General features: G+C 70.4%; 16 protein-coding genes. 3 read left to right on the forward strand and 13 right to left on the reverse strand.

The genetic code is table 11. The annotated features are described in order from the left end of the window. Positions 1-18: 18 nt before the first annotated feature. The 8 genes from serS to OG456_RS18640 form a co-directional block, all read right to left on the reverse strand. The gene (serS, locus tag OG456_RS18605; RefSeq protein WP_266562409.1) at positions 19-1,290 is read right to left on the reverse strand and encodes a serine--tRNA ligase; all 1,272 of its coding nucleotides are present in this window, start codon (positions 1,288-1,290) and stop codon (positions 19-21) included. Positions 1,291-1,986: 696 nt separating this feature from the next. Continuing rightward, on the reverse strand, positions 1,987-2,922 hold the full coding sequence (gene pheA / locus OG456_RS18610) for a prephenate dehydratase (RefSeq protein WP_266562411.1): 936 nt from the start codon (positions 2,920-2,922) through the stop codon (positions 1,987-1,989). Between the two features lie 10 nt (positions 2,923-2,932). Further along, positions 2,933-4,186, reverse strand: a complete 1,254-nt coding sequence (gene efeB, locus OG456_RS18615; RefSeq protein WP_266562413.1) for an iron uptake transporter deferrochelatase/peroxidase subunit — start codon at positions 4,184-4,186, stop codon at positions 2,933-2,935. An 8-nt stretch (positions 4,187-4,194) separates the two neighbouring features. Beyond that, a complete protein-coding gene (locus OG456_RS18620; protein ID WP_266562415.1) occupies positions 4,195-6,222 on the reverse strand; it encodes a copper resistance CopC/CopD family protein in 2,028 nt (675 codons plus the stop codon). Positions 6,223-6,236: 14 nt separating this feature from the next. After that, positions 6,237-6,707: a copper chaperone PCu(A)C gene (locus tag OG456_RS18625; protein ID WP_266569332.1), complete on the reverse strand. Its 471-nt coding sequence runs from the start codon at positions 6,705-6,707 to the stop codon at positions 6,237-6,239. 32 nt (positions 6,708-6,739) lie between these two features. Continuing rightward, on the reverse strand, positions 6,740-7,438 hold the full coding sequence (locus OG456_RS18630; protein WP_266562417.1) for an SCO family protein: 699 nt from the start codon (positions 7,436-7,438) through the stop codon (positions 6,740-6,742). Between the two features lie 104 nt (positions 7,439-7,542). Next, positions 7,543-8,304: a YcnI family protein gene (locus OG456_RS18635; protein ID WP_266562419.1), complete on the reverse strand. Its 762-nt coding sequence runs from the start codon at positions 8,302-8,304 to the stop codon at positions 7,543-7,545. Positions 8,305-8,452: 148 nt separating this feature from the next. Continuing rightward, on the reverse strand, positions 8,453-9,259 hold the full coding sequence (locus OG456_RS18640) for a hypothetical protein (RefSeq protein WP_266562421.1): 807 nt from the start codon (positions 9,257-9,259) through the stop codon (positions 8,453-8,455). 216 nt (positions 9,260-9,475) lie between these two features. Between OG456_RS18640 and OG456_RS18645 the strand changes: the two genes are divergently transcribed. Then, positions 9,476-9,937, forward strand: coding sequence for an ATP-binding protein (locus tag OG456_RS18645; protein WP_266562423.1), 462 nt, complete (start codon positions 9,476-9,478; stop codon positions 9,935-9,937). Positions 9,938-10,018: 81 nt separating this feature from the next. On the opposite strand, the gene OG456_RS18650 is transcribed toward OG456_RS18645, so the two are convergent. Then, on the reverse strand, positions 10,019-11,488 hold the full coding sequence (locus OG456_RS18650; protein ID WP_266562425.1) for an aminopeptidase P family protein: 1,470 nt from the start codon (positions 11,486-11,488) through the stop codon (positions 10,019-10,021). A 154-nt stretch (positions 11,489-11,642) separates the two neighbouring features. Next, complete coding sequence (locus OG456_RS18655; RefSeq protein ID WP_266562427.1) at positions 11,643-13,166, reverse strand: PP2C family protein-serine/threonine phosphatase; 1,524 nt, start codon at positions 13,164-13,166, stop codon at positions 11,643-11,645. 458 nt (positions 13,167-13,624) lie between these two features. Between OG456_RS18655 and OG456_RS18660 the strand changes: the two genes are divergently transcribed. Further along, a complete protein-coding gene (locus tag OG456_RS18660) occupies positions 13,625-14,320 on the forward strand; it encodes a bifunctional DNA primase/polymerase (protein ID WP_266562429.1) in 696 nt (231 codons plus the stop codon). Positions 14,321-14,375: 55 nt separating this feature from the next. Then, positions 14,376-15,098 (forward strand): hypothetical protein, encoded by a 723-nt coding sequence (locus tag OG456_RS18665; RefSeq protein WP_266562431.1) that lies wholly within the window; start codon positions 14,376-14,378, stop codon positions 15,096-15,098. A gap of 229 nt (positions 15,099-15,327) precedes the next feature. Here the strand turns inward: OG456_RS18665 and OG456_RS18670 are convergent, their stop codons facing one another. From OG456_RS18670 to OG456_RS18680, 3 genes are all read right to left on the reverse strand, one after another. Next, the gene (locus tag OG456_RS18670; RefSeq protein WP_266562433.1) at positions 15,328-16,290 is read right to left on the reverse strand and encodes a DUF5926 family protein; all 963 of its coding nucleotides are present in this window, start codon (positions 16,288-16,290) and stop codon (positions 15,328-15,330) included. Between the two features lie 104 nt (positions 16,291-16,394). Beyond that, a complete protein-coding gene (locus OG456_RS18675) occupies positions 16,395-17,015 on the reverse strand; it encodes an ATP-binding protein (RefSeq protein ID WP_266569333.1) in 621 nt (206 codons plus the stop codon). A gap of 80 nt (positions 17,016-17,095) precedes the next feature. After that, positions 17,096-17,911, reverse strand: coding sequence for a glycerophosphodiester phosphodiesterase (locus OG456_RS18680; RefSeq protein ID WP_266562435.1), 816 nt, complete (start codon positions 17,909-17,911; stop codon positions 17,096-17,098). Positions 17,912-18,024 lie beyond the last annotated feature (113 nt).

Raw genomic sequence — 18,024 nt, forward strand, 5'->3', positions numbered from 1 at the left:
TTCGGCTCCAGACTGCATTTACTTCGGTTCAAGAGTGGCTCGTCCCCCCAGGTACGGACGCAGCACCTCGGGCACCCTCACGGAGCCGTCGGCCTGCTGGTGATTCTCCAGGATGGCCACGATGGTGCGCGGCACCGCGCACAGCGTGCCGTTCAGCGTCGACAGCGGCTGCACCTTCTTGCCGTCGCGCATCCGGATGGACAGGCGGCGGGCCTGGAAGCCGTCACAGTTCGACGCCGAGGTCAGCTCGCGGTACTTGCCCTGCGTCGGGATCCACGCCTCGCAGTCGAACTTGCGCGAGGCCGAGGAACCGAGGTCGCCCGTCGCCACATCGATGACCTGGAAGGGCAGCTCGAGGCCGGTCAGCCACTGCTTCTCCCACTCCAGAAGCCGCATGTGCTCGGCCTCGGCGTCCTCGGGAGCGACGTACGAGAACATCTCGACCTTGTCGAACTGGTGCACGCGGAAGATGCCCCGGGTGTCCTTGCCGTACGTGCCGGCCTCGCGGCGGAAGCACGGCGAGAAGCCGGCGTAACGCAGCGGCAGCTTGTCCGCGTCGAGGATCTCGTCCATGTGGTACCCGGCGAGCGCGACCTCGGAGGTGCCGACCAGGTAGTAGTCGTCCTTCTCCAGGTGGTACACGTTCTCCGCGGCCTGGCCGAGGAAGCCCGTACCCTCCATGGCACGCGGGCGCACCAGGGCGGGCGTCAGCATCGGGATGAAGCCGGCCTCGGTGGCCTGCGCGATCGCCGCGTTCACCAGGGCGAGCTCGAGGAGCGCGCCGACACCCGTCAGGTAGTAGAAGCGCGAGCCCGACACCTTGGCGCCGCGCTCGACGTCGATGGCGCCGAGCGCCTCGCCGAGCTCCAGGTGGTCCTTGGGCTCGAAGCCCTCGGCGCCGAAGTCACGGATCGTGCCGTGCGTCTCGAGGACGACGAAGTCCTCCTCGCCGCCGACCGGGACGTCCGCGTGCACGATGTTGCCCAGCAGGAGGGCGAGGCGCTGGGTCTCCTCGTCGGCCTCGCGCTGCTCGGCCTCGGCGCTCTTGACGGCGGCGGCGAGCTCGCCGGTCTTCTTCAGGAGCTCCTGCCTCTCGTCGGCGGAGGCCTTGGGGATCAGCTTGCCGAGCGACTTCTGCTCGGAACGGAGCTCGTCGAAGCGGAGCCCGGACGACCTGCGCCGCTCGTCGGCGGAGAGCAGGGCGTCGACGAGTGCGACGTCCTCTCCACGGGCGCGCTGGGAGGCGCGAACACGGTCGGGGTCCTCACGGAGCAGGCGAAGGTCAATCACCCCTCAAGGCTACCGGTGCGCGGTTCCACCGCACGAACCGATATCCCGTGCGTTACCTTATGCCCGATATGCCGGAATGTGAATTCGGCAATGTAGAGGTCAAGCGCGGTGAAGCGCGGTGAAGCGCATGGCCGAAATGGATCTTCTCGGGACCGGTCGGACGCGGTGGGCGCCGGTCAATGAAAAGGGCCCCTTTCCCCGAAATGGGGCAGACGCGGCATGGCCGCTTGACCAAATCCCCTTGTGTGCGGCGGGACTTGAGGGCGGGGTTGTCCACAGGAATGTGACTCTCCGAAAAGTTATCCACAGGCTGTGCGAAAGATCTGTGGACGCCGGAAGAGATCGTTCCGAAAGCCGCATGCGCGGCGAAGGATTCCCGATCCAAACCCATCTCACACGCACTTTCGAGTGGAAATGGTTCGCTCTATAGAGTTGATCAAAGGAAAAGAGTGGACGAGGGGTGACGTGTGCTCCTGTGGACGGACTTGGGGGCTGTGGAGCGATTTGTCGACCATGTAGCGAGATGGTGTCGACTTGTCCCCAGGTCGAGAAGCACGCCTGTGGATAACTTCTGTGGATGGCGAAAATCTGCAGGTAGGACCGGTTCTCGGAACGTCGAAAACCGGCGCCCGAAGACGCCGGAAAGCCATCAGAACCCGTATGTCCGAAGACGCCGCGACCTGGAACCCGAAGGCGTCAGAAACGGCCGTCCTGGCAGCGTGCGAGCCAGTCGGACGCCGCCATGAAATCGCTGTCGGACGTCCCCGTCCGCGGAGTCCGGACGTCCGCCACAGTGACCCCGGCCCTCGGGTACGAGCCCAGGAAGCGCACTTGCGGGCAGACCCGCTTGAGCCCCATCAGCGCCTCGCCCACGCGGCGGTCCGAGATGTGGCCCTCCGCGTCGATGGCGAAGCAGTAGTTCCCGATGCCCTCACCGGTCGGGCGGGACTGCAGCAGCATCAGGTTGACGCTGCGTACCGCGAACTCCTGGAGCAGTTCGAGCAGCGCGCCCGGGTGGTCGTCTCGCTGCCAGATGACCACGGAGGTCTTGTCCGCACCGGTGGGCGCCGCGGGGCGGGCCGGCTTGCCGACGAGGACGAACCGCGTCTGCGCGTTCTCCGCGTCGTGGATCTCGGTGACCAGCGGCACCAGGCCGTAGCGCTCGGCCGCGAACTCGCCCGCGAACGCCGCGTCGTAGCGACCCTCCTGCACCAGGCGCGCGCCATCCGCGTTCGACGCCGCGGACTCCCACGTCACGTCCTCGGCGAGATTCGACTTCATCCAGTTGCGGACCTGCGGCTGGGCCGCCGGGTGGGCCGTCACCGTCTTGATGTCCGACACCTGCGTACCGGGCCGGACCAGCAGCGCGAAGGTGATGGAGAGCAGCACCTCGCGGTAGATCATCAGCGGCTCGCCGGCCACCAGTTCGTCGAGCGTGGTCGTGATGCCGCCCTCGACGGAGTTCTCGATCGGCACGAACGCGGCCTCGGCCTCGCCGTTGCGTACGGCGTCGAGTGCAGCGGGCACGGACACCATCGGGACGAGCTCCCGGGTGGCGGTCTCCGGGAGCGTGCGCAGAGCAACCTCGGTGAAGGTGCCCTGGGGGCCGAGATACGCGTAGCTGGCTGACATATTGGTCACCCTAATAGGCCTCCAGCAACGCCTGCCCCACGTACTCGCCTTCGCCTGCCCCGCCGGGCACCGCGAACAGCCCGCTCGACTCGTGACGGATGAAGTCCGACAGGGCGTCTCCCCGGTCGAGCTTGCGCTGCACCGGGACGAAGCCGCGCAGGGGGTCCGCCTGCCAGCAGATGAAGAGCAGCCCGGCGTCCGGCACCCCGTCGTGGCCTATGCCGTCGTGGTACGAGAACGGGCGGCGGACCATCGCGGCGCCGCCGTTCTGGTCGGGCCGGGTGATGCGGGCGTGCGCGTTGATGGGGATGACGAGCTTGCCGTCGGCGCCGGTCTTCTCCAGGTCCGGCTCCGTGGTCTCGGTGCCGCCTGTCAGGGGCGCGCCGTCGGACTTCTTGCGTCCGATGACGTCGTCCTGCGCCTTCCCCGACAGCTTCTCCCAGTCGTCGAGCAGCATGCGGATGCGTCGTACGACGGCGTACGAGCCGTCGGCCATCCAGGCGGGGTCGCCCGAAGCGGGGACGAAGATCCGTTTGTCGAAGTCGGCGTCGGCCGGCTTCGGGTTGTTCGTTCCGTCGATCTGGCCCATGAGGTTGCGGGCGGTCATGGGGTGGGAGGTGGCGCCGGGCGAGCGGTTGAAGCCGTTCATCTGCCAGCGCACCCGGGCCGCTTCCCCCGCGTCCCGCTGGACCGCGCGCAGGGCGTGGAACGCGACCAGCGCGTCGTTCGCGCCGATCTGCACCCACAGGTCGCCATTGCTGCGGGCCTTGTCGAGGTGGTCGGAGAAGAAGTCGGGCAGCGGGTCGAGAGCCGTCGGGCGCTGCTTCTCCAGCCCTGTACGGGAGAAGAAGCTGTGGCCGAAGCCGAAGGTGAGCGTCAGCGAGGAAGGGCCGGCGTCGCGGGCGACGTCGGTGTCGGAGTCGCCGAGCGCCTCGCCGGCCATCAGCCGCCGGGCGGTGGCCGACCAGCGGCGCATCAGGGCCGCCGCTTCCTTGCGTCCGGCGCCCGGCGCGAGATCGAAGGCGATCAAGTGCCCGCGGGACTGCATCGGGGTCGTGATGCCGGGCTGATGTTTCCCGTGAAACATCACGCGGTCCGCGCCGAGGGAGGTCAGCGACGCGGCGGCGTCGGGGGAGTTCGACGACGCGGTCGCGTACCCGGCGGCGCCGCCCACGGCGCCCAGGGCGAGGCCCGTCGCGCCCGCGGTGCCGAGGAGTCGCCTTCGGGAGATGCCGGAGTCGATCCGGTTCTCGGAGTCAGCCATGGTGTGGTTCAGCCGATCTTCACGTTCTTGTTGACGGTCACTTGGTCGATGTCGGACGTGCGCACGGTGACCGCGATCTTCCAGTCGCCCGCCCCGGGGATCTGTACGCCGCTCGCGCTCCAGTGTCCGGTGGCGATGTGGTCGGGAACGACCGGTAGAGGGCCGATCTTCTTCGCGGCGAGGGTGAAGGAGACCTTCACCTCGGGGATGTCGAACGCCTTGCCGTTGGGGCGCTCCACATAGACGTGCATGTCGTTGCTGCCGGTGCGTCCGGGATCCATATCCAGGAGGAGCGTGCCCTTGCCGTCCTGGCCGCCCGTGTCGAACGGCAGCTTCAGGGAGAGCGGCCCCGACCGCTGGGAGGACGCCGCGGTGACGGCCTTGGCCGCCTCCTCGGTGCGGCCCGGCTCGGTGGAGGTGAGCACGGTGGTGACGACGAGCAGGACGACGGCTACACCGGCCTCGGTGAGTACGGAGCGGCGCAGTCCGGAGCGGCCCGGGTCGGCGTCCCGAATGCGCTTGTCACGGGCGGTGGCGAGCGCTGCGCGCTGCCGGGCGAGCTGGGCGGACCGCTTGTCGTCGACACCGGCACCGGAGCCGGAACCCGTATTGGCACCGAGGCCGTCGACACCGGCATCGGAGCCGGAACCCGTATTGGCACCGAGGCCGTCGACACCGGCATCGGAGCCGGAACCCGTATCGCCCCCGGCGTCCCCCGACGACGACCCCTTCGACGGGCCACCCGTCGGTACCGTCACCGGCTCCTCCGACCGCGTGCGTTCCTCGACCACCGTTGCTGCGGCCTCCGGGGCGAGCGCCTCCGACAGGCGCCCCGTCCACTTCCGCGAGATCCAGGCGACGCCGACCATGATGGCGACGAGCCCGATCTTGAGCAGCAGCAGTTGCCCGTAACGGGTGCCGGTGAGCGCCGACCAGGAACCGACCTGACGCCAGGACTGGTAGAGCCCGGTCGCGGCCAGCGTGGAGACCGCGCAGAACGCCACCCGGGAGAACCGCCGGACGGCCCTGGCCTCGATCGAGGGCGCCCGGTACAGGGCGACGAGCAGGGTAGTGAGCCCGCCGAGCCAGGCCGCGACCGAGAGCAGGTGCAGCACGTCGACGGGCATGGCGAGTCCGGCCTGGATGCCGGTGGAGGCGTGTTCGGCCATCGCCCAGGTCGCGGCGAGACCGGCGGCGACGACCGCGCCGCCGATCGCGAGCCCGAAGGTGAGGTCCTTCTTCTCCTTGGGGTCGGTCCGCTTCTCGTACGCGCCGAAGAGCACGGCGATGAAGAGGGCGGCGGCGGCCAGCAGCAGGAGCCGTGAGACCAGGGCCGCGCCCGACTTGGTCTGCAGGACCTGCCCGAGAAGGGTGAGGTCGAAGATGTCACCGACCGCGCCGGACCCCGTGTAGGAGCCGCGCATCAGGAGCATGGCGAGGGTCGCGCCGGTGAGGGTGATCCAGCCGCCCACCACGACCCGCTGCACGGGGCGGACACCTGCTCCGCGCGGCCAGCAGGCGAGGACGAAGGCCGCGCCGCCGACGGTGAGGATGAAGCCCGCGTAGGAGAGGTACCGCGCGACGCCGTAGAGCCCGCCGACGACGCCACCGCCCGCGGTCTGGTCGGGCAGGGCCGCGGTGGTCTTGGAAGGGGCGCCGATGGAGAAGGTGAACGCCCCGGAGACGGGGTGGCTGTCGGCCGACACGACCTGGTAGGCGACGGTGAACGTGCCGTCGGGCAGCCCGGAGTGGAGGGGGACGCCGTAGGTCGTGCCGCCGAGGTCGGTCGTCTTCCCGGTGTCGACGCGCTTCCCGGCCGGGTCCAGAACCCGTACGGAGCCGTCGGACATCGCGACCTCCTCGGAGAAGGTCAGGGACACCCGGGTGGGTGCCTGCTCGACCACCGCGCCCTGCTTCGGGTCGCTCCCGGTCAGCGCGGCGTGCGCGGAGACGGGCGCGGCGCCGGCGAGGAGGGCGCCGGTGACGCCGAGGAGCAGCAGCAACAGGTGCCGGAAGCGGGGAGCGATGGTCTTCACGAACGGTCAGCCCCTCAGTGCGACGTGTGCGACGTCATCGACGAGTGCGCCGACTTCGCCGTCGGGTTGTAGGTGGCGGTCTTCACCGGGAAGGTCACCGTGACGGTGCCGGACTTGGCGAAGTGCAGCTCCACCGACACCTTGTCGCCCTCCTTGGGTGTCTGCTTCAGGTTTTCGAACATGAGGTGGTTGCCACCGCGTTCGAAGTCGAGCTCGCCGTCGGCCGGGACGGGGAAGGACTTCTGCTCCTTCATCACCCCGCCCTTGGTGCTGTGGAGGGTGACCTGCTGGGCGATGGCACTGGTCACCGAGGTGAGCGTGTCGGCGCCGCCGCTGTTGTGGACGACGAAGAAGCCGGCCGCCATGTCGCCGCCCGCGGGCGCCGGGATGAACGCCCCGCCGACCTTCACCGCGGGCTTGCCGGAGGACGCCGAGGCCGACGGGTCGCCGGAGCCGCAGGCCGTGAGGACGAGTCCGGCCGCCAGCGCGGTGGCGCCGAGGGCGAGCTGTGTACGCCTCACGGCTGCTCCCCCTTGATGATCTTGGGGAGGTCCTTGGTGTAGTCGTCGACGGTGGCGTCCTCGCCGTACAGGACGTACCCGGCGTCGGTCTTCGGCGAGAAGGCGATGACCTGCGTGCCGTGCATCGAGACGAGCTTGCCGTTCTTGTCCTTCTGCGTCGGCTCGATGGAGATGCCGAGGGTGCGGGCGCTGCCCTGGATGGTGGCGAAGTCGCCGGTCAGGCCGATGAAGTCGGGGTCCTGCGCCTTGAGCCACTTGCCGAGGACGGGCGCGGTGTCGCGGTCCGGGTCGGTGGTGACGAAGACGACCTGGAGCTTGTCCTGCTCGGCCTTGGGCAGCGCCTTCTTGGCGACGGCGATGTTGCTCATCGTCAGCGGGCACACGTCGGGGCAGTGGGTGTAGCCGAAGTAGATCAGCGTGGGCTTGCCCTTGGTCTGCTCGCGCAGGTCGAACTTCTTTCCGTGGGTGTCCGTGAGGACGAGGTCCGGCTTCTTGAAGGGCGAGTCGAGGACGGTCGCGGCCTTGTTCGAGCCGGTCTCGGCGGAGACCTCGGCGACGGGCTTGTTGCCGTCGTCGCCACTGCCGCAGGCGGAGAGGGTGAGCGACGCCGCGGCGATGAGCCCGGCGGCGAGCAGCGTCTTCTTACGGAGGGCCTGGCGAGGAGCTGTGTGCGGGGTCTTACGGGGAGAGCGCATAGAAAAATGTCCCAGATGTGAGGCGGGCCGCTGTGCACCGGGGCCGGCCGGCGGCCGCGGAGGGCCGCCGCCTGCGCCGGCCCCGGTGCACACCCGCGGCTTGTTCAGCTGTTGGTACGACGGCGTCCCGCGAGCACGCCGAAGGCCACGCCGGCGGCGCCGACGACGATGCCGGCGATGCCGAGGGCGCGTGCGGTGGTGTCGCTGCCGGAAGAGCCGTCGGAGGAGCTGTCGGACGAGGACGCGGCCGTGGCCGCCTTGTCGTCACCCGACGTGGCGCTGTCGCCGGCCGCGGCGCCGCCGTGGTGGTCTTCGGTCGCGGCCGAGAGCTCCAGGGTGGGCGCCGGGTTCTCCGGCTCCTCCTGGCCCTTGGCCTGCGGCTCGATCCAGCGCACGACTTCCTTGTTGTCGTACGTCTGGATCGCCTTGAAGACGAGCTCGTCCGTGTCCTCGGGCAGCTGCCCGATGGAGAGCGGGAACTTCTGGAAGAAGCCGGGCTGGATGCCCTTGTCCTTGCCCGAGCCGTCGGCGGTCCAGGTGACCTGGGAGACGGCCTGGTCGATCTTCTCGCCGTGCATCTCCAGCGGCTTGTCGAGCTTCGACTTGGTGACCTTGGCGGTCCAGCCGGGGATGGGCTCGGGCATGACCGAGGCCAGCGGGTGGTCGGTCGGGAAGTTGACCTCGACCTTCGTGGTCGCGGCGTCGTCGCGCTCGTTCGGCACCTTGAAGTTCACGACGGCGTATCCGCCCTTGGCGGCGACGCCCTCCGGCTGCACGCTCACGTGCGCGAAGGCGGGGACGGAGAGCACCAGGACGGCGGACGCGGCGCCGGCGCCGACTACGGCGACGCGGGAAATCTTCTTCATGGCGGAAACCACTCCACTCGGGTTCAGCGGGATCAGGCGAACGGTGAGTGCGCGCACCGGCAAAGGGGCACGCGCGCGTGCCGCACGACACCCCTCCGCACTGTGCGGGAACCCGTACAAGGGCCCCGCGTGGAGTACGTGTGTCGTGTCAGGCAGCGAGACGGAATGCGTCGCCCGTGGGCGGGCCGCGCCTGATCACCGAGTGCTGAAGTGCCGTCGTGCGCAGGGGCAGCGGCGCGAGGAGCTCGACGCGCACCACGTGGGGCGCGGCTTCGGAAGCCCCGGGCAGGCCCGCCCTGAGGGCGCGTACGAGAGCGAGAGCGGCGCGCAGGGAACGGACGAGCGCCCCCTGGGCGACTCCATGCGCCGAGTTCGCCGAAAGGCGGACGAGCCGGCCGAGAGCGAGGTCCCCGTGGCGCAGCAGCCAGCCCGCGACGACCGCGGCGAGCAGGTGCCCGAGCAGCATCGGCAGGGACGGCAGCAGCGGCATGGAGGTGGCCGCTTCGGTGACTGCGTGGTGGTGCATGGCCGTTCCGGAACCGGGTTCGACGCCGGCGTCCGACAGGATCTTCTGCGCCTGCGCGGGGCTGATCGCCGCCATGCCCGTGCCGCACATGAGCCGGGCCGCGCGCTCCACGACCGAGGGTTCCTGGGCGGTCTGCGCCATCGTCACGGTGCCGTGCTGGCCCACTCCGAAGAGGGTGTGCAGACCGGTCTGACCGACCGCGAGAGCGGCGGCGATGCCCGGCAGAGAGCGCTCGCGCCCGGCGAGCGGCGCCGCGACGGCGAACACCGCGAGGAACCCGACGCCCAGCGTCCACAGGGGGACGGTGGCACACGAGGCGAGCACATGTCCGGCCGCGGACAACGCGACGCAGACCGCGGTGAACACCGCGGCCCTCAGCAGCCGGACATCCGTTCCGGTGCGCGCCTCGCGCTGGTGGGGGGCAGACATGGCGGGCTCATCATCGCACTGGGCTTACCCGCCTCATACGGCAGGTCCGCAAGGTCCGGAATCTTCCGTCCCGCCCCCTTGCGGCCGACTCCGTACACCGCCGCCACCGGTCCGCGCGTCCGCCGTATGGGCGGTATCACGCGAAGCACGCGATTGCACAGGGGTCGTTGCGGCAATACGTATCGGTATGTCGAGCCGTGGCCTGGAGGCTGGAGCATGAGCATCTGGTGGTCTCTGCACCTGCGCCGTGAGGCCGCGAGCGTCCCGCTCGCCCGGCGCCTGCTGATCGACACCATGGAGACCGCGGGCGTGGACCCCGACATCTCGTACGACCTGTCCGTCGCGCTCACCGAGGCGTGTGCCAACGCCGTCGAGCACGGCGGCGATCCGGACCCCGACGATCCTGCCGGCGCCTACCGGGTCACGGCCTACCTCGAGGGCGAGACCTGTCGCATCGAGGTCGCCGACTCCGGTCCCGGCTTCCCGGCACTGCGCGGCCGCGGCACCACCCTGCTCAAGCCCGCCCCCGACCACGCCGAGCACGGCCGCGGACTCTGTCTCATCCGGGAGCTCGCGGACCACGTCCACTTCGTCAACAGACCGGGCAGAGGCGGCGCGGTCGTCAGCTTCGACAAGGTGCTCAAGTGGCGCGAGAACGCGCCCCTCGTCTCCGCCTGACCCCCTCCGGACACGACAGCGGCCGGGCACCGTCCTGCCGTGCCCGGCCACTTCGCAGACGCGTCTCTACGCGCGCGTGCTTCAGCCCTTGAGCTGAGCCATCCACGCCTCGACCTCGTCCGAACGGCGCGGCAGACCGGCGGAGAGGTTCCGGTTGCCGTCCTCGGTCACGAGAATGTCGTCCTCGATCCGGACACCGATGCCGCGGTACTCCTCCGGCACGGTCAGGTCGTCGGCCTGGAAGTACAGACCGGGCTCGACGGTCAGGCACATGCCGGGCTCCAGCGTGCCGTCCACGTACGTCTCCGTGCGCGCGACGGCGCAGTCGTGGACGTCGAGGCCGAGCATGTGACCGGTGCCGTGCAGCGTCCAGCGGCGCTGGAGGCCGAGCTCCAGGACGCGCTCGACCGGGCCCTCGACGAGGCCCCACTCGACGAGCTTCTCGGCGAGCACGCGCTGCGCGGCGTCGTGGAAGTCGCGGTACTTGGCACCCGGCTTCACGGCCGCGATACCGGCCTCCTGGGCCTCGTACACGGCGTCGTAGATCTTCTTCTGGAGCTCGGTGTAGCGGCCGTTGACCGGCAGCGTGCGCGTGATGTCGGCGGTGTAGAGGCTGTGCGTCTCCACGCCCGCGTCCAGGAGGAGCAGGTCGCCGGAGCGGACCGGGCCGTCGTTGCGCACCCAGTGCAGGGTGCAGGCGTGCGGGCCGGAGGCGCAGATCGAGCCGTAGCCGATGTCGTTGCCCTCGACGCGGGCGCGCAGGAAGAACGTGCCCTCGATGTAGCGCTCGCTGGTGGCCTCGGCCTTGTCGAGGACCTTCACGACGTCCTCGAAGCCGCGGACCGTCGAGTCGACGGCCTTCTGCAGCTCGCCGACCTCGAAGGCGTCCTTCACGAGGCGGGCCTCGGAGAGGAAGACGCGCAGCTCTTCGTCGTGCTCGCGGGTGACCTTGTCGGCGAGGGCGGCCTCGATGCCGGCGTCGTGGCCGCGCACCACGCGGACCGGGCCGGTGGCCTCGGCCAGCTTGCCGGCGAGCTCGCGCACGTCGGAGGCGGGGATGCCGTACACCTGCTCGGCCTCGGTGAGGGAGTGGCGGCGGCCGACCCACAGCTCGCCCTGGCCGTCGAGCCAGAACTCGCCGTTCTCGCGGTCGGAGCGCGGCAGCAGGTAGATCGTCGCGTTGTGCCCGGTGGCCGTCGGCTCGAGGACGAGGACGCCGTCCTCCGTCTGGTTGCCGGTCAGGTACGCGTACTCGGTCGAGGCGCGGAAGGCGTACTCGGTGTCGTTCGAGCGGGTCTTGAGGTTGCCCGCGGGGACGACGATGCGCTCACCGGGGAAGCGCGCGGAGAGGGCGGCTCGACGGGCGGCGGTCTCGGACGCCTGCGCGATCGGCTCGAGGCCGTGCAGCTCCGTGTCGGCCCAGCCGGACTTCATGCTCTCGGCGAGCTCGTCGGACACGCCCGGGTACAGGCCGTTCTTGCGCTGCTTGATCGGCTCGTCGCTCTCGGTCTGAGAGATCTCCGGGTTCTCCGGGATGAGCTCCTCCGACACGTCTTCCTCCTAGATACGGCCCTGGGAACGGCCAAGGGTGCGGCCTGGGTACAACGGTGGACCCTCTCCATCGTACGGTCGCACGGAAGGGGGCCCAGGGCCGGAAGACCTGTTACATCGGGGGCTACGGGGCGTACCGCCCCGGTCACCGGAATCACTCGAAGCGCGCGGCGAGCAGCACGACGTCCTCGTCACTGTCGGCGGCGTCGAGCCCGTCCGGCAGGACGGTGTGCAGGACGTGGTCGGCGATCGCGCCGGGGTCGTTGCGGATGGTGCGCGGGACGCCGGCGGCCGCCGCGTGCAGGCGGGCGAAGGCGCGGTCCATCGGGTCACCGGAGCGGTGCAGCAGGCCGTCCGTGTAGATCAGTACGGTCTCGCCGGGCTCGGGGCTGAACTCGACGCTCGGCGCCTCCCAGCAGGCCAGCATGCCGAGCGGCGCGGACAGCGACGTCTCCACGAATTCGGTGCGTCTCTCGCCGATCACCAGCGGCGGGCTGTGCCCGGCCCCGGCCAGGACGATCTTGCGCAGGGCGGGCTCGCAGTACGCGAAGAGGGCGGTGGCGCTGCGCGCGGGCTCGGTCAGCCGGAGCAGCAGCTCCAGATCGGACAGGACGGCGACGGGGTCCTCGCCCTCCATCACCGCGTACGCCCGCAGGCTGGCCCTGAGCCGGCCCATCGCGGCGACGGCACTCGCCCCGGAGCCGGTGACGGACCCGACGGTGAGGCCGAGCGCGCCCTCGGGCAGCGGCAGCGCGTCGTACCAGTCGCCGCCGCCTCGCGGGCCCGTGCGGTGCCGGGCGGCGAGCTGGACGCCCGCGACCCGCGGGAGCCGCGGCGGCAGCAACTCCTCCGCGATGGTGCGGGACTTGGTGCGCGCCCGCTCCAGTTCGAGCAGGCGCGCGAGGTGTTCGGTGGCGTAGCGCGTGTACAGACCGACCAGATGGCGCTGGCGTTCGACGGGCTCGGCGGGCTCGTCGTAGAGCCACACCGCGGCGCCGAGCCGGCCCGCCGCCTCCGTCGCGAGGGGCAGCGCGAAGCTCGCCGCGTAGCCGAGCCGGGCGGCGACCTCGCGGTGACGCGGGTCGAGCCCGTCCTCGGACAGCAGATCCGCGTGCACCTCGGGCTCGCCGGTCCTGTCCGTGCGGTCGAGGATCCTTCCGTACGAGGTCGCGCCGCGCGGCACCGTCTCGATGTGGCCGAGGTCGGCGCGGGCGAGGCCGAGCCCCACGGTGGTGTCGGGGCCCAGGCCGTCGGCGGGTTCCAGGACGACGAGTCCGCGGCGCGCGCCGACGAGTGCGGCACCGGCGCGGAGCACCTCGTGCAGGGCGTCGTCCATGAAGGCCGTCCTGGCCAGGCGCTCGGTGAGTTCGTGCAGCGTGGTGAGGTCGGAGACCCAGCCGGCGAGCCGGTCCTGGATCAGCGTTCCGGGGGCTCCGGGCGCTCCGGGCGCTCCGGGGGAGGAAGAGGGCGCGGGCGCGGGTGACGCGGGCGCGACAGTGTGTGCCGGTGGGGGAACCGTTGAATCGATTCCAGCCACTTTCGGAAAGTGCGGGGCTGTCATGGTGTCCGGCTTTCCGACCGGTGCGTATTGCTCAATAGCATCGCAAACCCCCATGTGATTCTGCGCCGCCAGCAGTGCCTCCACATCTACACGCACTGATGAGGGGATGTCCAGCATTGTCCTGCTGGGATTCCTGGTGTCCAGGAGGCCCGTGCGGCATTAGTGATCTCTGATCGAACTTGGCCAAAAAGTGCCTCGGGTAAGGGCATATTGCGGTCGACTGGCATTGTTCGACAGAGCGTCACAGCGGTCGTGATGGGTACGTACTCGGAGAAGGCCAGGGGCAGTTGGGATCGACCCGGAACCTGGCGACGGACCCGGGCGTCTTAACCACCGACGACCGTGCCCCATCCTCCCGTGGCGGAGACGGCGAGTAACACGCGCGACGGCAAACGCCAGGCGCCGCCACCCCACGCCAGGCTTTTCAAGTACGCGGCCGGCGCTCGGACAATAGGGGTTCCCCCTGCTCAAGGCTGGGGTGCGGCGCTCCCCGTACGTACGCTCAGTGAAGTGATCGACACATGGTGTGATGGCCCACAGCGTTCTCTTCGGTCTACGGAAAGGAACGAGCGCTCATGCGCGAGATCCTCGGAAGGCGACGCAGGCTCCTGTCCAGGCGAAACAACGGGAAGTCTGATCAGTTCAGCGCGGCCCTGACCTTCGCGACCGCATGGCAGTGGCCCGTGCTCCCGGGTGTGGGGCTCGTAGGGGCGGGGCGCCGTGACGGCGTCAGCTGCGCCTGCCCCGACCCGGAGTGCACGGTGCCCGGCGCGCACCCCTTCGACCCGGGGCTGCTCGCCGCGACCACGGACGAGCGCATGATCCGCTGGTGGTGGACCAACCGTCCGGCCGCGCCGATCGTGCTGGCCACGGGGGCCGGTGCGGGCGCGAGCGGCGGCCGCGCCCCCTGCGCGGTCAGCCTCCCCTCGGTCGCCGGTGCCCGCGCCCTCAAGGCGCTCGACCGTACGGACATCAGGCTCGGCCCGGTCGTGGCCACGAGGGATCGTCTCTTCATCCTCGTGGCGCCCTACTCCATGGAGCAGCTGGGCGAGCTCCTCTACGCCCAGGACTGGGTGCCGGGGTCCCTGCGCTTCCACGGCGAGGGCGGCTATCTGGCACTGCCTCCGTCCGACACCGGCCTCGGCCAGGTCCGGTGGGAGCGCGCCCCGCTGCCCGGCTCCGCGGCACCCTGGGTGCCCGATGTGGAGGCCGTGGTGGACGCGGTGGTGGATGCCCTCACTCGTACGGGTGTGAGCGCGCCCGAGTTGTAGGGGAATTGGGCGCGCGGCGAGGGGTGCGAAGGGGCGGCGCCGATATCTTCGGCGCATGCCCTCCTTCCCCAGGCTCTCGACCAGCCTCGAGCAGGGGAGACCCCATTCGCGCCTCCGCCTGCTCGGTCTTCTCGCGGTCGTGGTCCTGACCGTTCTCCTCCCGCTGGCGGGCGCGTCCGCGGGCCCCGTCGGCGACACCGCCGCAGAGGACAACCTCAACTCCGGCGAACTGGCCACCGGCAACGCCGGCAGCACGAGCAGCGCCGACAAGGTCGATGACAAACCGGGCGCAGGTACGAGCGACCCGGCGGCTGCCGCGGCGTCGGATACGGCAGCAGCGGATACGTCGGCGTCGGACACGGCCGGCGAGGCGCGCCGGTCTCACGAGCGACCGCCGGGCACCTCCCTCCTCGCCGCCGGTCTCGGGATCGCCACGAAAGCTCGGTGTGGACCCGAACTCGCCTCTCCCGACGGCATCGAGGCGCAGACCTGCGTACTGACCCAGGGGCGGGACACATGGGCGAGGACCTACTACCGGAACGCGACAGGGGGGCCGCTGAGTTCCGTGCTGACCCTGATGGCGCCAGGAGGCCGCACCGTACAGATGCACTGTGCGGTGGGTGCTCAGGACGAACCGGGGACGTGTGACACGCCGCGGGAGCGCACTTCGGGTGAGGCGGGCGACTACTCGGCGGTGGCGGAGTTCGCGGGAGCCGGGGACGCGGGGCCGCTGCTGCTCAGGTCGGGAAGCAACGCGCCGACGTCGGCCGGACGCTGAGCGGGCGGAACGATTTCCCGGGCGCAGGCCCACGGGGAAGTCCCGGAAAAACAAGGACCCGGTTGCTGGCGACGGGGGATGCACCAGCAACCGGGCTACTCGAACGGTAACAAGAGATCGGCCGTTAGCAAATTCGATCTCGGCTATTCGTATGCGGATTTACCTGCCGCTACGGGGAGTTGTGACCGGAGTCACCCGTTCTGAGGGCTCCCTGTGGCTGACCGGTCGGTCAGCTGAGCGTCACCTGTCGATTGGTGAGGCCGCCGCGCGCCCTGCGCTCCTCGACGGTCAGCGGCGCCTCGGAGTCGAGGGCCGCGGCGAGCCGCTCGGCGAACTCGGCCGCCGGCTTCTCGACATCCTCGGCGCTCACCCCGGTGGGCAGGTCCCAGACGGGAACGGTCAGACCGTGCGCGCGGAACGAGCCGACCAGGCGCGTGCCCTCGCCGAGCGAGGACATGCCGGCCGCGTGCAGCCGGGAGAGCGCGTCGAGCAGCCGCTCCTCGGGGTGCGGCATGACCCAGCGCAGGTGGTTCTTGTCGGGGGTCTCGCACCAGTACGCGCCGTCGACACCGGACAGCTTCACGGTCGGGATGGCGGCCGCGTTGGCCCGCTCCAGGGAGGCGGCGACCTCCGGGCTCGCGTTCTCCGAGTCGGGAATCCAGAACTCGAATCCCGTGTGCACGACCGGCTCGAAGGCGGCCGCGGGGTCGAGTAGGTCCTGCAGCCGCGGGCCTTCGGCGGGTGCGCGGCGCGCCTGCACCGGCGTACCGGGCTCGGCGGTGAGCGCGCGCTGAAGGGTGTCGGCGAGGTCACGGCTCAGGTCGCCCGACGAGGTGTCGTTCTGCAGGCCGAGCAAAACCGAGCCGTCGTCGCGGCGCAGTGCGGGCCAGGCCATCGGAAGCACCGTCGCGAGGGTCACGGACGGAACGCCGTCCGGCAGGCTCTCCTTGAGGGTGAGCCGCACCGTCGCGGCGGGCACCAACTCGCGCAGCGCGATCCAGTCACCCTCTCCCGCGAGGCCCTCGAACGGGCGCTGCACCAGCTCGGTCACCGCGTGCGCGGCGGCACGGCCGTGGCAGGCCTTGTACCGGCGGCCGCTCCCGCAGGGGCAGGGTTCACGGGCGCCGACGACCGGGATCTCCCCGTTGCTGACGTGCGACTTGCCCTTGGTCTGGGGGCGCTTCTTGGCCATCTTGGGTGTCTCCCGGTTACGGCTCTCGTACGTACGGGCGCGAGCCTAGCCCCTCGTACGGCCGGGGGCGGGGATCAGGCCGGGTCGCCGGGCCGGAGCGGGTTTCAGCCCAAGTCCTCGAAGGCGTCGGCGAAACCGAGGTCGGACATGCCCGCGGGCGCGCGGCTCGCCACGCGCGTAGCGAAGTTGCCTTGCCTCTGTGTTTCGGCTTCGGAGCGCACGTCCTTGTGCACGACCACCCAGACGGTGACTTCACCGGAGGCGTCGTCACGTACGCCCCAGTCGTCGGCGAGCGCCGAGATGATGTTGAGCCCGCGGCCGCCGTGCGCGGTGACCGAGGGCGTGGCCGGAACCGGGCGGGTCGGACCACCACCGTCCGTCACCTCGACGGTGAGACAGCCCCGCGCATCGACCCTCCAAGCGGCCCGGACGTCGCCGTCCCCGGCCATGTCGCCGCCCAGCGGCCTGCCGTGCCGGCAGGCGTTGCTCAGCAGTTCGGAAAGGATCAGTACGGCATCGTCGATGACCGCTTCCGAGACCCCGCCGACGCGCAGTTGATCACGCATGCGGTGCCTTGCTTCGCCCACGCCCGCAGGGCCATGGGGTACGGCCATGCTCGACGACGTGGGCACCTCCTGTGCCACCACCAACGCCACCCCCGAGACCTCCTTTGCCCCACGCCACGGTGTGAATGCCCCAATGGACTGGACCGGAAACCGGCCAATCCACGCTCAGTGACGCACTCGTAACGATCGAATACGGAGCGAACGCGCCGGAGCACTCCCTGTGAGGGTGATGGCCGGATTTAGCCCCTCCCGAGCTGGCGCAGAACCGCGCGGGGCCGGTTCGTGATGATCGCGTCGACGCCGAGGCCGACGCACAGGTCGACGTCCTCCGGCTCGTTGACCGTCCATACGTGCACCTGGTGGCCCGCCCGCTTGAGCTTCTCCACGTACCCGGGGTGGCTGCGCACGATCCGGATGCCCGGGCCTGCGATCGGCACTCCCCTGGGGAGGCGGCCGTCGCGGTGGCGGGGCGAGACGAACTGCATCAGGTAGACCGTCGGCAGGTGAGGGGACGCTGCCTGGATGCGGTGCAGGGAGCGGGCCGAGAAGCTCATGACGCGCACTGGGGACGGTGCGTCGGGGGCTCCGGTCGGGGCGTCCAGGCCGAACCGCTTGAGGAGCATCAGGAGGCGTTCCTCGACCTGGCCGGCCCAGCGGGTGGGGTGCTTGGTCTCGATGGCGAGTTCCACGCGGCGGCCCGCGTCGGCGACCAGTTCGAGCAGCCGCTCCAGGGTCAGGACGGAGGTGTCCTCCCAGTCGGGGCCCTCCGTGCTGGTGCGGCTGGCTTCGCTGTTCTTCCAGGAGCCGAAGTCGAGGGCGGCGAGATCCGCCAGTTCCAGGGCCGACACCGCTCCGCGTCCGTTCGACGTACGGTTGACGCGGCGGTCGTGCACACAGACGAGATGGCCGTCCGCGGTGAGCCGCACATCGCATTCGAGGGCGTCGGCACCGTCTTCGATGGCCCTTCTGTACGCGGCCAGCGTGTGCTCGGGGGCCTCGTCGGAGGCTCCGCGGTGGGCGACGACCTGGATCTGCTGCTGTCGTGCGAGGGTCACCGCGTCATGGTGCCATTGCGAGGCGCTGGGCCGCCCAGGGGATGCATCGGTTTCACCCGGAGTAAAGGATGGCACCGGACACACAGGAACGCCTTATGGTGCCCTGACGTCCC

Source organism: Streptomyces sp. NBC_01446 (assembly GCF_026340095.1).
In the GTDB taxonomy this organism is placed as follows: Bacteria; Actinomycetota; Actinomycetes; order Streptomycetales; family Streptomycetaceae; genus Streptomyces; species Streptomyces aureus.

What these genes read in the sequence shown, in the direction of transcription:
- OG456_RS18640 (WP_266562421.1), bottom strand. Translation starts at nt 9,259, where the DNA reads ATGTCTGCCCCCCACCAGCGCGAGGCGCGCACCGGAACGGATGTCCGG.
- OG456_RS18645 (WP_266562423.1), top strand. Translation starts at nt 9,476, where the DNA reads ATGAGCATCTGGTGGTCTCTGCACCTGCGCCGTGAGGCCGCGAGCGTC.
- OG456_RS18630 (WP_266562417.1), bottom strand. Translation starts at nt 7,438, where the DNA reads ATGCGCTCTCCCCGTAAGACCCCGCACACAGCTCCTCGCCAGGCCCTC.
- OG456_RS18670 (WP_266562433.1), bottom strand. Translation starts at nt 16,290, where the DNA reads ATGGCCAAGAAGCGCCCCCAGACCAAGGGCAAGTCGCACGTCAGCAAC.
- efeB (WP_266562413.1), bottom strand. Translation starts at nt 4,186, where the DNA reads ATGGCTGACTCCGAGAACCGGATCGACTCCGGCATCTCCCGAAGGCGA.
- OG456_RS18635 (WP_266562419.1), bottom strand. Translation starts at nt 8,304, where the DNA reads ATGAAGAAGATTTCCCGCGTCGCCGTAGTCGGCGCCGGCGCCGCGTCC.
- OG456_RS18665 (WP_266562431.1), top strand. Translation starts at nt 14,376, where the DNA reads ATGCCCTCCTTCCCCAGGCTCTCGACCAGCCTCGAGCAGGGGAGACCC.
- pheA (WP_266562411.1), bottom strand. Translation starts at nt 2,922, where the DNA reads ATGTCAGCCAGCTACGCGTATCTCGGCCCCCAGGGCACCTTCACCGAG.
- OG456_RS18655 (WP_266562427.1), bottom strand. Translation starts at nt 13,166, where the DNA reads ATGCTGGACATCCCCTCATCAGTGCGTGTAGATGTGGAGGCACTGCTG.
- OG456_RS18660 (WP_266562429.1), top strand. Translation starts at nt 13,625, where the DNA reads ATGCGCGAGATCCTCGGAAGGCGACGCAGGCTCCTGTCCAGGCGAAAC.